Source organism: uncultured Jannaschia sp., from assembly GCF_947503795.1.
Lineage (GTDB): Bacteria > Pseudomonadota > Alphaproteobacteria > Rhodobacterales > Rhodobacteraceae > Jannaschia.
Genome location: NZ_CANNEZ010000001.1, coordinates 972,135 through 984,465, shown reverse-complemented (window position 1 = coordinate 984,465; position 12,331 = coordinate 972,135). Strand labels below are relative to the sequence as shown.

Below are 12,331 nucleotides of genomic sequence, written 5' to 3'. Positions count from 1 at the left end.
TCGCCTGACCGCCGAGACCGGCGCTCAGCCCGCCTCCAGCGCCGCCAGCCAGCGCTCCAGCCGCGCCTTGTTCACCCCGAGATCGGAATGCCCGTAGCGCGAGCGGCTCCAGGCCGTGAGCCGCGACCCATCGCCCTCCGGCGCGATCCGCACCGACACGGCGTCCGGAAACCCCATCATGGCAGAGCGCTGCAGATAGGTGACCCAGCCCTCCGCTGCCGAGCCTGCCAGCACCTCGGTCCGCGCCTCGGCCAGCGCCACCGCGTCCAGCCGCGCACCCAGGTCCGCGGGGGCCAGCGACGACACGAAGGGCGCGCGGTCGCCGCCCTCGGCCACGAGGTAGTCGTTCGGCTTGCCCGTCCGCGCCCCGCTATCCGGGTCGACATGCCACGCCTCGGCGGACATGTCGGCACTGCGGATGCCGATCGCGGCGGCGGCCCCGGCGCCCAGCGCCGCGAGGATGAGAATGCGTCCAACCATGCCGCTCACCTAGGGCGCGCCCCCACCCTGTCACCCCACCCGCAGGATCTGGAGATCGGCGACATTCGTCCCCGTCCCGCCCGTGATCAGCAGATCGCCCGCCGCCGCCAGCGCGGGATAACTGTCGTTGCGCGCCAGCATCGCATCCACGTCGAGACCCGCCGCCGCGATGCGCCCGAGCGTACCGTTATCGACCAGCGCGCCCGCCGCGTCGGTCGGCCCGTCGCGCCCGTCCGTGCCGCCCGAGAGGAACGCCCAGGGCCGGTCGATCCCTTCCAGCGCGCGCGCCACGCGCAGCGCCAGCTCCTGGTTGCGGCCGCCCTGCCCGTTGCCCCGCAGGATCACCGTCGTCTCGCCGCCCCAGAGCGTCGTGCCCGCGCCCCGCGCCGCGACCGCTGCGACCCGCGCCGCCGCCGTGGCCACATCGCCGACCAGCGGGTCCGGATCGACGCGCGCGTCGGACGCCGCCTCGGCCATCGCCGCGACCGAGAGGGCGTTGGACCCGATCAGCCGCGCCGTCGCGGGTGGTGTCGCCACGTCCGTGTTCCTCGCAAGTGCGGCGCGACAGCTCTCGGGGATGCGCGACCAGAGGCTCGCCGCTTCGAGGATCGCCCGCGCCTCCTCTGCGCCGCCCGACGGTGCCACGGTCGGACCGGACGCGATCGCCGCGAGGTCGTCGCCCACAACGTCTGACAGGATCAGCGCCTCGACCGTCGCCGGGGCCGCCGCCCGCGCGAGCCCGCCCCCCTTCAGGCGGCTGAGGGCCTGGCGCACCCGGTTCATCGCCGCGATATCCAGCCCGGCCGCGAGCAGCAGCCGCGAGACCTCCGCCTTGTCCTCCAGCGTCACACCCGCCACCGGTGCCACCGCCAGCGCCGATCCGCCGCCCGAGATCAGCGCAAGGCAGCGCTCGCCCGCCCCGAGCGCCCCGGCCGCATCCAGAAGCGCCGCCCCCGCCTCGGCCGAGCCCGCATCGGGCACCGGATGCCCGCCCAGAAGGACGGTCGCGCCCGGCACCTCCGCCGCGTTCTCGGGGTTGGTCACGACGAGGCAGGGCACGCCCGGATGCCGCGCCAGCGCCGCGCGCGCCATCGCCACCGCCGCCTTCCCCAGCGCGATTATCAGGTCGGGCCGCGCCGCGGGCATGGCCGCCGCGACGGCCGCCGCCGGATCGGCCCGCGCCACGCCGGCCATGAAGATGTCGCGCAATCCGTCCCGCATGCCGCCCCCGCCCGGAATGGCCCGCAATCGCCCGCGCGCTGCCGCAATTCGGGCCCCTTCGGGCGTCAGTATGGTGCGGGTGAAGGGACTCGAACCCCCACGCCTCGCGGCGCCAGAACCTAAATCTGGTGCGTCTACCAATTCCGCCACACCCGCTCCGCGGTCCCTGTAGCACCCGCGATTTGGACATTGAAGTGTCCGAAAGAGTCCTCACCCGTGCCCAGATCGTGCCGCAATTGGCGCAGAGATTATGGTTACTGCCATAAATCACCGACACGGGATCACTGCCATGACCGTTCAGCTCCGACAGAATGCAGACACGCTCACCGAGACGGCGTCGCCCGTGGCCGAGGCAACCGTGCGCGGCGGCATTGCGCGGGGATCGATGATCCTGACCGCCAAGGGCGAGATGCCGATCGAACAGCTCAAGGTCGGCGACCGCGTCATCACCCGCGAGCGCGGCATGGCCGTGATCCGCGCCATCGAGGCCATCGAGGCCCCCGCCTGCACCATCCGCACCGACAGCCTGGGGCTCGCCCGCCCCGAGCGCGACACGACCGTCGCCGCCGACCAGCATGTCACCGTCCGCGACTGGCGCGCCAAGGCGCTGTTCGACGCCGATGTCGCCATGGTGCCGGCACGGCGTCTGTGTGACGGCAAGCAGATCGCCGCCTTCGGCGAGGTCGCGTTCTTCCGGCTCGCCTTCGACGGCGCGCTGACGGTCTATGCCAACGGGCTCGAGACGGCGACGGGCCGCACCGAGACCGGCGTGATCGAGATCACCGACGCGGACTGAACGCTCTCGAACCGGCAGAATTCGAGCGCTGGCCCGGGCCCCCCGCCCGGGCCTTTTCACGTCCGCATTAACGATTTCGCAACACTTTCCCCGGCATGATGAATGCCGCGGAGAAACCTGGTGCTCCGCATGGCCGTGGGGGCTAGCCTGATGTCACGACAAGCGAACAATCGCGCGAGCAGTGACATGACCACAGATTCAAGCCCGGCGCCTGCGCCCGGGGTCCCGGTCCTGGCCGACCGATCCTTCCGTCACGCCCTTCCGTCCGGAAGCCGCGTTCTGACCGCGACGGGCGAATGTCGTGTCGAAACGCTGCGCCCCGGTGACCGCATCGTCACCCGTGATCGCGGCATGGTGCAGCTCCGCGACATCGTCAGAAACGACGTCCCCGCCGGAGCCGCGATGGTCGCCATTCCCGCCGGCGCGATGGGCCGCGACCAGCCCGAGCGGGATCTTCACCTGCCGCCGGACCAGCCGGTCGTCATCCGCGACTGGCGGGCCAAGACGATCTACAACGCGCGCGAGGCCCGGATCGCCGCGACGCGACTGGTCGATGGCGCGATCATCCGCCGGGTCTGCGCTCCGGCGATGACGACCTACTCGCTGGTGCTAGATGCCCCCTCCGCGCTCTATGTCGACGGGATCGAGATCGTCTCTGGCGCGCGCGACGCGATCCCCGCCGCCTGACACGGGGCGCAGGGCGGGTCGTCGCGGCGGCTCGGTGTGCAGGCCGCAAAACACCCTGCTCGACGGCGGTTTCACCCGCTCCGGCGCGTCGGCCCTCCGCATTCCAATGGTCTTCCTGTCGCCTTCAAACGAAGGGCACAAAGCGGCTGTCCGCGCGCGCCCTCGCCCAACCGCGTTGAGATCAGCCGCCCGTGGCACCGGGCCTTCATCGCGGTTCAGGACCTCTCCAGAGCGATGGCGCAGCGGGTGGCGAGTAGAACGCCCGAAACCAACACGATCCGTGCTCGATCGGCCTGATCTAGCCTGCCCGCGCAAGCTCCGAAAACACGTGCGGCAGCATTTCTGGCAGGTCCTCGGCGATCAGGCCCGGCCCAAAGGCGCGTGCGGCTTCGACATGCAGCCACGCCGCCTGACAGGCCGCGTCGAACGGCGCGAAACCGCGCGCCAGCAGCCCCGTCGCGATCCCCGCCAGAACGTCCCCGCTCCCGGCGGTGGCGAGCCACGGCGCGGCGCGGGCGCCCACGGCCGCATTCACCGCGACGCGACCGTCTGGTGCCGCGATGACGGTGGCCGGCCCCTTGAGCAGGACCACCGCCCCGAGCGTCGCGGCCGCGGCGCGCGCGGCATCGAGGCGCGACATCGCGGGCCCCTCGCCCGGCGGCGCGGCGAGGCGTGCGGCGATCTCGGGACAGAGCCGTGCGAACTCGCCGTCATGCGGCGTCAGGATGCAGCGGCCATGGGGCGCGCCGATGCCCGCCCCCGCGAGGAGGGTCAGTGCGTCGGCGTCGAGCACCGCAGGGCGACCGGAGGCGAGCGCGGCGGCCACCAGATCGCTACCCCGTGCGTCGATTCCCAGCCCCGGCCCGAGGCAGAGGGCGGTGATCCGCGCGTCGTCCAGTCGCGCCGCCAGCGCCGCGCCGTCATCGCATCGTCGCAGCATGATCGCCGTGACCTGGCCCGCGCATTCCAGCAAGGCCGCCCCCGGCGCGCCCAACGTCACCAGCCCCGCGCCGACCCGCAGCGCACCGCGTGCGGCCAGCCGGGCAGCACCGGTGCGCCCGAGCCCGAGCCCGCCGGACAGGACGAGCGCGTGCCCGTGGTCGTACTTGTGCCCCGCGACCTTGAGGACCCGACGATCGCCCGCGACCAGACGGGCCAGCGCCGGATCGTCGGGCGAGGTTAGCCCGATCCCGACGACCCGCACCGTGCCACAGGCGGTCGAGCCGTCGGCGAGCACGTGGCCGGGCTTCAGGCCGTGGAGCGCGACTGTGAGATCCGCCGGAAGGCAGCCGCCGCGACGGCGACCCGAATCGAGGCAGAGACCGGTCGGCGCATCCAGGGCGACGACCCGGGCGGCCCGCGCGTCGGTCCACTGCGTCGCAAGGTCCAGAACGTCGTCCGGCAAGTCGCGCGACAGCCCCGCTCCGAAGAGCGCGTCGACGACGAGATCGGCCTCCGGGGCGTGGCCGACGGCGAGCGCCCCGACCTCGCCCAGCGCACGCCAGCGGTCGTGGTTGGCACGGGCATCCGGCGGCAGGGCCTCGGCCCCGCCATGGAGCTGAACGTCGACCTCCCATCCCCGCTGATGAAGCAGGCGCGCGACCACGAACCCGTCGCCGCCATTGTTGCCCGGCCCGCAGAGCACGACCGCGCGGCAAGGTGCGGCGGCCAGCGCGGGCCAATGCGCGAGGACCGCCTCGACCGCGCCCCGGCCCGCCCGCTCCATCAGGTCGATCCCCCGCACCGCACCTGAATCGATGGCGGCCCGTTCCAAGGCGCGCATCTGGACCGCGGTCAGGAGGATGTCCGCCATGAGTTCGCCAATCGCACATTAATTAGGCACATTGCCCGATCTGGAGGCGGTCGCTGGGGATTCCCCGTCCGACCCCGCCTGCCGAAAGGCTACCCGATGGACGCCCCCCGTCCAGCCTGCAAAGCCACCCCGGACGCTGCGGGAGGACGCCATGAAGAAGATCGAAGCCATCATCAAGCCATTCAAGCTCGACGAGGTGAAGGAGGCGCTGCAGGAGATCGGGATTCAGGGTCTCTCGGTGACCGAGGTCAAGGGCTTCGGCCGCCAGAAGGGCCACACCGAGCTCTATCGCGGGGCCGAATACGTCGTGGATTTCCTGCCCAAGGTGAAGATCGAGGTCGTGCTGGCCGACGACATGGTCGACGCGGCCATCGACGCCATCGTGGGTGCGGCCAAGACCGACAAGATCGGCGACGGCAAGATCTTCGTCTCGCCCGTCGAACAGGCGATCCGCATCCGCACCGGCGAGTCCGGTCAGGACGCGATCTGACCCCACGCACAGAATCAAATCAAACCAGGAAGGGAAACGCCCATGAGCACGGATGCCGTCCTCAAGCAGATCAAGGATGAGGACATCGAGTATGTCGACATCCGCTTCACCGACCCGCGCGGCAAGCTGCAACACGTGACCGTCATGTCCGATCAGGTCGATGCCGACTTCATCGAGGAAGGCTTCATGTTCGACGGCTCGTCCATCGCGGGCTGGAAGTCGATCGAAGCCTCCGACATGAAGCTGATGATGGATACCGACAGCGCCTATGTCGATCCGTTCTACGCCGAGAAGACGCTCTGCGTGCATTGCTCCATCGTCGAGCCGGATACGGGCGAGAGCTACGACCGCGACCCGCGCGGCACCGCCGAGAAGGCCGAGGCCTACCTCATCTCCAGCGGGATCGGCGACCAGTCCTTCTTCGGCCCCGAGGCGGAGTTCTTCCTGTTCGACGACGTCCGGTTCTCGAACACGATGAACAAGGTCTCGTTCGAGGTCGATGCGGCCGACGCCGCGTGGAATACCGACAGCGAATACGAGATGGGCAACATGGGCCATCGGCCCGGCGTCAAGGGCGGGTACTTCCCCGTGAACCCGACCGACGCGAGTCAGGATCTCCGCTCCGAGATGCTCTCGACGATGAAGCGGATCGGCATGAAGGTCGACAAGCATCACCACGAGGTCGCGTCCTGCCAACACGAGCTGGGCCTGATCTTCGGCACCCTGACCAAGCAGGCCGACGAGCTTCAGAAGTACAAGTACGTCATTCACAACGTGGCCCACGCCTACGGCAAGTCGGCCACGTTCATGCCCAAGCCGATCGCGGGCGACAACGGCACCGGCATGCACGTCAACATGTCGATCTGGAAGGACGGCAAGCCGCTCTTCGCGGGTGACCAGTACGCCGATCTGTCGATGGAGGCGCTGTATTTCATCGGCGGCATCCTCAAGCACGCCAAGGCGCTGAACGCGTTCACGAACCCGGCGACCAACAGCTACAAGCGCCTGATCCCCGGCTTCGAGGCGCCCGTGCTGCGCGCCTATTCCGCGCGCAATCGCTCGGGCTGTGTCCGCATCCCGTGGACGGAGAACCCCAAGGCCAAGCGCGTCGAGGCCCGCTTCCCGGACCCGGCGGCGAACCCCTATCTCTGCTTCGCCGCTCTGCTGATGGCCGGTCTCGACGGCATCCAGAACAAGATCCATCCGGGCGAGCCGTCCGACAAGGATCTCTACGACCTGCCCGCCGAGGAGCTGGCGTCGATCCCGACCGTCTGCGGCTCGCTGCGCGAAGCGCTCGATGAACTGGAGAAGGATCACGAGTTCCTTCTGGCCGGCGATGTGTTCACCCGCGACCAGATCGAGGGCTATATGGCGCTCAAGTGGGACGAGGTCTACGCCTACGAGCACACGCCGCACCCGGTCGAGTACGGCATGTACTACAGCTGCTGATCCCCTTGCGGGACCACGGAACGGGGCGGCCTTCGGGTCGCCCCTTTTCGTTTGCGCCTCCGGGGCCTGCGCGCCATCCTTGCCCACATGACCGATGACAGACGCATCCGCGGCGAGGCCCGCCGCCGCCAGGTCCTGGGCGACGCCCATGTGGACCGCTCGCAATCCGACCCCGACGGGCTGGAGGCGAAATTCGTCGACCTGACAACGGTTTCCGCCTGGGGCACCGTCTGGGCATCGGACGCGCTGACGCTGCGGGAGCGGTCGATGCTGACGCTCGCCATCCTTGCCGCGACAGGCAACTGGGGCGAATTCGAGCTGCATCTGCGCGCGACCGCCAATACCGGGGCCACCGCCGAGGACGTGGCCGAGCTGATTCAGCATGTCGGCATATACGCGGGCATCCCGCGCGCCAATCACGCGATCCAGCTGGCCAAGCGCATCCTTGCGGAGCGGTCCGAATGACCGCCGGCGGCGGCCGCCTGATCCCCCGCGCGCCCGGCAACCACCCGCCACCGCTCCACCCGCCCTATCGCAGCACCGCGCTCCGGTCGCCGCGCCATGCGCCGATCGCGTTCCCCTCCACCCCGTCCGAGGAGGCGGGTCCGACCTTCGGGCACGACACCATCGGCGAGATGGACGCCGACCTGATCCGGAATTTCGGCACCGGCGATGCCATCGGCGAGCGGATCATCGTGCTGGGCCATGTCCGTGACGAGACCGGGCGGCCGGTTCCCGACGCCCTGGTCGAGGTCTGGCAGGCCAATGCGGGCGGGCGGTATCGCCACAAGAAGGACGGCTATCTGGCGCCGCTCGACCCCGGCTTCGGTGGCTGCGGGCGGTGCATGACGGGCGCCGACGGCGCTTTCGCGTTCCGCACCGTCCGCCCCGGCCCCTACCCCTGGCCCAACGGCGGCAACGACTGGCGGCCCGCCCATATCCATTTCAGCCTGTTCGGCCACGCCTTCGGCCAGCGGCTCATCACCCAGATGTATTTCGAGGGCGATCCCCACATCGCGCTCTGCCCCATCGTTCAGTCGATCCCCGATCCGGCGGCCATCGACCGGCTGACGGCCCGGCTCGACATGGATGCGACGATCCCGATGGACGCGCGGGCCTACCGCTTCGACATCGTGCTGCGCGGCCGCCGCGAAACGCCGTTCGAGGCGGGCCGATGAGGGAGAGCGCCAGCCAGACGGCAGGGCCTTACGTCCATATCGGGCTGCTGCCCAATGCGGCCGGGATCGGGATGTATGGCGGCGCCGATCTCGGGGCCGAGATGATCACCGGCGCGGCCGAAGGCGAGCGGATCGAGGTTGCGATCACCATCCTCGACGGAGCGGACGAACCGCTGGCCGACGCGCTGGTCGAGATCTGGCAGGCCGATGCGGCGGGCCATCTGCCCTCGCGCGATCCGCATCTGGCGGGCTGGGCCCGGCGGGCCTGCGACGACGCGGGCACGGTCCACCTGTCCACCGTCCGCCCGGGCGCCATCGGGCCCCACGCGCCCCACCTGACGCTCTGGATCATGGCCCGCGGCATCAACCTCGGGCTCCACACCCGGCTCTATTTCGACGGCGACCCGGCCAACGCGACCGACCCGCTCCTGGCCGCGATCGACCCGCCCGACCGCGCCGCCACGCTTCTGGCGCACGCGGCGGACGGGGCTTGGCATATGACCATCCGTCTGCAAGGAGACGCCGAGACCGTGTTCCTCGACATGTGAGCGCCATGAAGATCCTGATCCTGAACGGCCCGAACCTGAACCTGCTGGGCCAGCGCGAGCCCGAGATCTACGGCAGCGACACGCTGGCCGATGTCGAGGCAACGTGCCGCGCGCTGGACGCGGCCGACCTGACGTTCCGCCAATCGAACCACGAGGGCCAACTGGTCGACTGGATCCAGGAGGCGCGCGGCGACGCCGATGCGATCGTCATCAATCCCGGCGCCTACAGCCATACGTCGATCGCCATCCTCGACGCGCTGAACGCCTTCGAGGGCAAAGTGGTCGAAGTCCATGTCTCGAACATCCATCGCCGCGAGGCGTTCCGCCACCACAGCCATGTCTCCGGCCGCGCCGACGCGGTGATCGCGGGGCTCGGCGTCGCGGGCTACCCGGTGGCCGTGCGCTGGCTCGCCGACCGCGGCTGATGCCGATCGAGCTTCCGGCCCTGCCGCTGCGCGACCTGCCCTTCGACGAGATCATCGACGTCCGCGCGCCCTCGGAATTCGCCGAGGATCACATTCCCGGTGCCATCAACTTGCCGGTGCTGTCGGACGCGGAGCGCGCGCGCGTCGGCACGACCTACGTGCAGGAGGACCGCTTCCTCGCCCGCAAGATCGGCGCGGCGCTGGTCGCGCGCAACGCCGCCGCCCATCTCGAGGGGCCGCTGGCCGATCGCGGCGGCGGCTGGCGTCCGCTGGTCTATTGCTGGCGCGGCGGGCAGCGGTCGGGCTCGTTCACAACGATCCTCAAGCAGGTCGGCTGGCGCGCCGACACGATCGACGGCGGCTATCGCGCCTATCGCCGCGCGGTGGTCGAGACGCTCTACGACACGCCGCTCGACCGCCGCATCGTGCTGATCGACGGCGGCACCGGCACGGGCAAGACGGTGCTGCTGGAGCATATCGCGCGGGCCGGCGGGCAGGTCCTCGACCTCGAAGGACTTGCGCATCATCGCGGGTCCAATTTCGGCGGCTGGCCCGAGCCGCAGCCCGGCCAGAAGATGTTCGAAAGCCGCCTGCTCCCCCTGCTCGCCGAGACCGATCCCACGCGGCCCGTCTTCGTCGAGGCCGAGAGCAATGCCATCGGCCAGTTGCGCGTGCCGCCCTCGCTCTGGGCGGCGATGGGCCGGGCCGAGGTAATCCGGCTGGAGGCGCCGCTCGAGGCCCGCGCGCGCTTCCTGACGACGACATATCCCGACCTGATGGATGACGCAGCCCGGCTGACCCCGCGTATCGACAGCCTGCGCCCCTACCAACCGCGTGACCGGATCGAGGCATGGCATATGCTGGCCCGCGAAGGCCGTCATGCCGCGCTCGCCGCCGAGTTGATCGCGCATCACTACGACCCGAAATACAACCGCATCCCGCGCGAGGGCCGGACGGCCATCGGTCAGGTCACGCTGACCGACCTCACCGACGACGACCTCGCGCGCGCCGCGACCGAGGCCCTGGCACTGACCGGCGCGACCTAGACGCAGACGATGCCCGGCGCGGCTTCGGTAACCTCACCGATCCGGGCCGCGTCGTGGCCCGCGTCACGCAACGCCGCCACCAGAGCGTCGGCCTGCCCCTCGGGCACAGCGGCCAGAAGCCCGCCCGCCGTCTGTGGATCGTGGAGCAGCGTCAGCGCCGCACCTGCCCCGCCCGTGACCGGTGCGGCCTCGCGGTTTGATGCCCAGAGCGTCGAGCGGTGCCCCGCCTCGGCCAGCGCCGCGGCCCCGGAGTAGAGCGGGATTGCATCGAGCGTCAGCGTGGCCCCTGCCCCGCTCGCACGGCAGATCGCCATCAAGTGCCCGGCCAGCCCGAAGCCCGTCACGTCCGTCATCGCCCGCGCCGCAGACAGGATCGCGACGGCGTCACCCTGGGGCCGCGCCATCGCATGCAGCATGTCGGTTACGTCGCGGCCCCGTGCGGCGCCCGCCATCTCGGCGGCGAGGATCGTGCCCGTCCCGATGGGCCGGGTCAGGATCAGCGCGTCGCCGGGCCGCGCACCGTCATGGCCGATCGGGTCCGAGGCGACGAGGCCGGTCAGCGAAAGGCCGAGCGTGGTCTCAGCGCCCATGGTCGAATGGCCGCCGACTAGCTCGGCCCCCGCGTCGCCCAGCACATCCGCCATCGCCCCGAGGATGGTCTCGAGGCTGCGCGCCTGAAGCGGCTCGGACATGCGCGGCAGCGTGACCGAGGCCAGCGCCGCCTGCGGGGTCGCGCCCATCGCCCAGACATCGCCCAGCGCATGGACGGTCGCGATCCGCGCCATGAGGTCCAGATCGCCCGTGAAGCCGCGCAGGTGATCGGTCGTCAGGACCTGCCGCGCGCCGCCTATGGCCAGCACCGCCGCGTCGTCGCCGGGGCGCGACAGGACGTCGTCCCGCCGAACCTCCGGCAAGACGGCAAGGGCCTGACCCAGCGCGGCGCCCGTCACCTTAGACCCACAGCCCGCGCAGAGCGGCTTGGGCGCATCGTCGACACCCAGCGCGCGGGGGCCCTTGGGCTCGGGCAAGGACATCGCGGGCAGGTCCGTCAGCTTTTCCATGAAGCTGCGATCGATCCCATCCTTCCAGCGCCAGAGCAGCGGCCCGGCCAGCGTCACACCCGCCTTCTCGGCCAAGGCGGATTTGCCGCCGAGCGAGATGAGCTTGAGGTAGCCGCGCTGGGGTCTGAACGGGCGCAACCCGCGTCCCGACAGGACGGCGCGCAGATTGTCGTGGAGGACCGGGGCGGCGCGCACGGCGAAGACCCCCGCCTTCGGACGCGGCGCGTGGCTCATATGCGCGCAATCGCCCGCGGCGAAGAGTGTATCATGCCCTTCGACCTGCAAGGTCGGGCCGACCGCCACGAACCCGTCCACCAGCGGCAGGCCCGTGTCCGCGAGCCACCCGTGGGGGCGCGCGCCCGCGGCCCCCGTGACGAAGCGCGCGGGGATGGTTGCGCCATCTTCCAACGCCACTTCCGTGCCGGTGATCCGGGCGACGCGCGCGTCCGCCTGCAGCTCGACGCCCAGGTCGGCCATCGCGTCCCGCAGGCGGGCGCGGGTGCGGTCCGACATGCCCGTCAGGCGGGCTTCGGCCTCGATCACCGTCACGGTCGGGGCCCGGTCGCGCAGGGCGTGGGCCATCGCCATCGCAAGTTCGACGCCAGCGACCCCGCCGCCGATCACAGCGACCTCGGCCGGGGTCCGGCCCGCGCGGACATCGTCGCGGAACGCGCGCCACGCCGCCGCGAAGCGGTCAAGCGGTTTGGCCCCCGTGCCATGGTCGGCGAAACCCTCGATCTCGGGCATTTCGGAATGGATGCCGATATCGACCGAAGCCACGTCATACGCGACGGTCCGGTCTCCGATCCGCACGATTCGCGCGTCCGCATCGATGTCGGTCACCGCCCCGTCGATCAGGGCCGCCCCCGCAAACCGGCAGAGCCGCACGAGGTCGATATCGAGGTCGTCCCGCATGTAATGCCCCGCGACATGGCCGGGCAGCATGCCCGTATAGGGCGCCGTCGGCCCCGGATTGACCACCGTGACGCGCACGCCCGGCAGCGGGTCCATGCCCCAGCGCCGCAGCACCAGCGCGTGGGCGTGCCCGCCCCCGATCAGGAGGAGGTCGCGGGTCAGGATCGGATCGGGCACACGCATGGGGCCGGTCATAGCATCCCGGTCGCCGGGGGCCAGCGG

At 70.8% G+C, this 12,331-nt stretch carries 13 protein-coding genes and 1 tRNA gene; 9 read left to right on the top strand and 5 right to left on the bottom strand.

Translation table 11 applies throughout. From position 1 onward, the window contains the following. Positions 1 to 24 precede the first annotated feature (24 nt). The 3 genes from Q0833_RS05350 to Q0833_RS05340 all read right to left on the bottom strand — a co-directional run bounded on the left by Q0833_RS05350 (position 25) and on the right by Q0833_RS05340 (position 1,857). Entirely contained in the window at positions 25 to 480 is a 456-nt protein-coding gene (locus Q0833_RS05350) for a DUF1499 domain-containing protein (protein ID WP_298431002.1), read from the bottom strand. A gap of 30 nt (positions 481 to 510) precedes the next feature. Continuing rightward, the gene (locus Q0833_RS05345) at positions 511 to 1,701 is read right to left on the bottom strand and encodes a DUF4147 domain-containing protein (protein ID WP_298431000.1); all 1,191 of its coding nucleotides are present in this window, start codon (positions 1,699 to 1,701) and stop codon (positions 511 to 513) included. Positions 1,702 to 1,772: 71 nt separating this feature from the next. Beyond that, positions 1,773 to 1,857 (bottom strand) — tRNA-Leu (locus Q0833_RS05340). A 133-nt stretch (positions 1,858 to 1,990) separates the two neighbouring features. Here Q0833_RS05340 and Q0833_RS05335 point away from each other — a divergent pair. Beyond that, the gene (locus Q0833_RS05335; protein ID WP_298430998.1) at positions 1,991 to 2,497 is read left to right on the top strand and encodes a Hint domain-containing protein; all 507 of its coding nucleotides are present in this window, start codon (positions 1,991 to 1,993) and stop codon (positions 2,495 to 2,497) included. 186 nt (positions 2,498 to 2,683) lie between these two features. After that, positions 2,684 to 3,184, top strand: a complete 501-nt coding sequence (locus Q0833_RS05330; protein ID WP_298430996.1) for a Hint domain-containing protein — start codon at positions 2,684 to 2,686, stop codon at positions 3,182 to 3,184. 298 nt (positions 3,185 to 3,482) lie between these two features. Here Q0833_RS05330 and Q0833_RS05325 read toward each other — a convergent pair whose 3' ends face one another. Continuing rightward, on the bottom strand, positions 3,483 to 4,997 hold the full coding sequence (locus tag Q0833_RS05325; protein WP_298430994.1) for an NAD(P)H-hydrate dehydratase: 1,515 nt from the start codon (positions 4,995 to 4,997) through the stop codon (positions 3,483 to 3,485). Between the two features lie 151 nt (positions 4,998 to 5,148). On the opposite strand from Q0833_RS05325, the gene Q0833_RS05320 reads away from it, so the two are divergent. From Q0833_RS05320 to mnmH, 7 genes are all read left to right on the top strand, one after another. Next, positions 5,149 to 5,487, top strand: coding sequence for a P-II family nitrogen regulator (locus tag Q0833_RS05320; RefSeq protein ID WP_298430992.1), 339 nt, complete (start codon positions 5,149 to 5,151; stop codon positions 5,485 to 5,487). Positions 5,488 to 5,529: 42 nt separating this feature from the next. Then, positions 5,530 to 6,936 (top strand): type I glutamate--ammonia ligase, encoded by a 1,407-nt coding sequence (glnA, locus tag Q0833_RS05315; protein WP_298430991.1) that lies wholly within the window; start codon positions 5,530 to 5,532, stop codon positions 6,934 to 6,936. 87 nt (positions 6,937 to 7,023) lie between these two features. Then, entirely contained in the window at positions 7,024 to 7,401 is a 378-nt protein-coding gene (locus Q0833_RS05310; RefSeq protein WP_298430989.1) for a carboxymuconolactone decarboxylase family protein, read from the top strand. Then, positions 7,398 to 8,114 carry a protocatechuate 3,4-dioxygenase subunit beta gene (gene pcaH, locus Q0833_RS05305; protein WP_298430987.1) on the top strand — a complete coding sequence of 239 codons (717 nt, stop codon included), beginning with the start codon at positions 7,398 to 7,400 and terminating at the stop codon, positions 8,112 to 8,114. Before Q0833_RS05310 ends, pcaH begins: the two co-directional genes overlap by 4 nt. Next, the gene (gene pcaG, locus Q0833_RS05300; protein WP_298430985.1) at positions 8,111 to 8,662 is read left to right on the top strand and encodes a protocatechuate 3,4-dioxygenase subunit alpha; all 552 of its coding nucleotides are present in this window, start codon (positions 8,111 to 8,113) and stop codon (positions 8,660 to 8,662) included. The genes pcaH and pcaG overlap by 4 nt, the downstream gene beginning before the upstream one ends. 5 nt (positions 8,663 to 8,667) lie before the next feature. Continuing rightward, positions 8,668 to 9,087: a type II 3-dehydroquinate dehydratase gene (gene aroQ, locus Q0833_RS05295; protein ID WP_298430982.1), complete on the top strand. Its 420-nt coding sequence runs from the start codon at positions 8,668 to 8,670 to the stop codon at positions 9,085 to 9,087. After that, positions 9,087 to 10,133 (top strand): tRNA 2-selenouridine(34) synthase MnmH, encoded by a 1,047-nt coding sequence (gene mnmH, locus Q0833_RS05290; protein ID WP_298430980.1) that lies wholly within the window; start codon positions 9,087 to 9,089, stop codon positions 10,131 to 10,133. Before aroQ ends, mnmH begins: the two co-directional genes overlap by 1 nt. Here the strand turns inward: mnmH and selD are convergent. After that, positions 10,130 to 12,292: a selenide, water dikinase SelD gene (gene selD / locus Q0833_RS05285; protein ID WP_298434986.1), complete on the bottom strand. Its 2,163-nt coding sequence runs from the start codon at positions 12,290 to 12,292 to the stop codon at positions 10,130 to 10,132. The two genes, mnmH and selD, sit on opposite strands and share 4 nt — an antisense overlap. Between the last annotated feature and the right edge of the window lie 39 nt (positions 12,293 to 12,331).

What these genes read in the sequence shown, in the direction of transcription:
- Q0833_RS05350 (WP_298431002.1), bottom strand. Translation starts at nt 480, where the DNA reads ATGGTTGGACGCATTCTCATCCTCGCGGCGCTGGGCGCCGGGGCCGCC.
- Q0833_RS05345 (WP_298431000.1), bottom strand. Translation starts at nt 1,701, where the DNA reads ATGCGGGACGGATTGCGCGACATCTTCATGGCCGGCGTGGCGCGGGCC.
- Q0833_RS05335 (WP_298430998.1), top strand. Translation starts at nt 1,991, where the DNA reads ATGACCGTTCAGCTCCGACAGAATGCAGACACGCTCACCGAGACGGCG.
- Q0833_RS05330 (WP_298430996.1), top strand. Translation starts at nt 2,684, where the DNA reads ATGACCACAGATTCAAGCCCGGCGCCTGCGCCCGGGGTCCCGGTCCTG.
- Q0833_RS05325 (WP_298430994.1), bottom strand. Translation starts at nt 4,997, where the DNA reads ATGGCGGACATCCTCCTGACCGCGGTCCAGATGCGCGCCTTGGAACGG.
- Q0833_RS05320 (WP_298430992.1), top strand. Translation starts at nt 5,149, where the DNA reads ATGAAGAAGATCGAAGCCATCATCAAGCCATTCAAGCTCGACGAGGTG.
- glnA (WP_298430991.1), top strand. Translation starts at nt 5,530, where the DNA reads ATGAGCACGGATGCCGTCCTCAAGCAGATCAAGGATGAGGACATCGAG.
- Q0833_RS05310 (WP_298430989.1), top strand. Translation starts at nt 7,024, where the DNA reads ATGACCGATGACAGACGCATCCGCGGCGAGGCCCGCCGCCGCCAGGTC.
- pcaH (WP_298430987.1), top strand. Translation starts at nt 7,398, where the DNA reads ATGACCGCCGGCGGCGGCCGCCTGATCCCCCGCGCGCCCGGCAACCAC.
- pcaG (WP_298430985.1), top strand. Translation starts at nt 8,111, where the DNA reads ATGAGGGAGAGCGCCAGCCAGACGGCAGGGCCTTACGTCCATATCGGG.
- aroQ (WP_298430982.1), top strand. Translation starts at nt 8,668, where the DNA reads ATGAAGATCCTGATCCTGAACGGCCCGAACCTGAACCTGCTGGGCCAG.
- mnmH (WP_298430980.1), top strand. Translation starts at nt 9,087, where the DNA reads ATGCCGATCGAGCTTCCGGCCCTGCCGCTGCGCGACCTGCCCTTCGAC.
- selD (WP_298434986.1), bottom strand. Translation starts at nt 12,292, where the DNA reads ATGCGTGTGCCCGATCCGATCCTGACCCGCGACCTCCTCCTGATCGGG.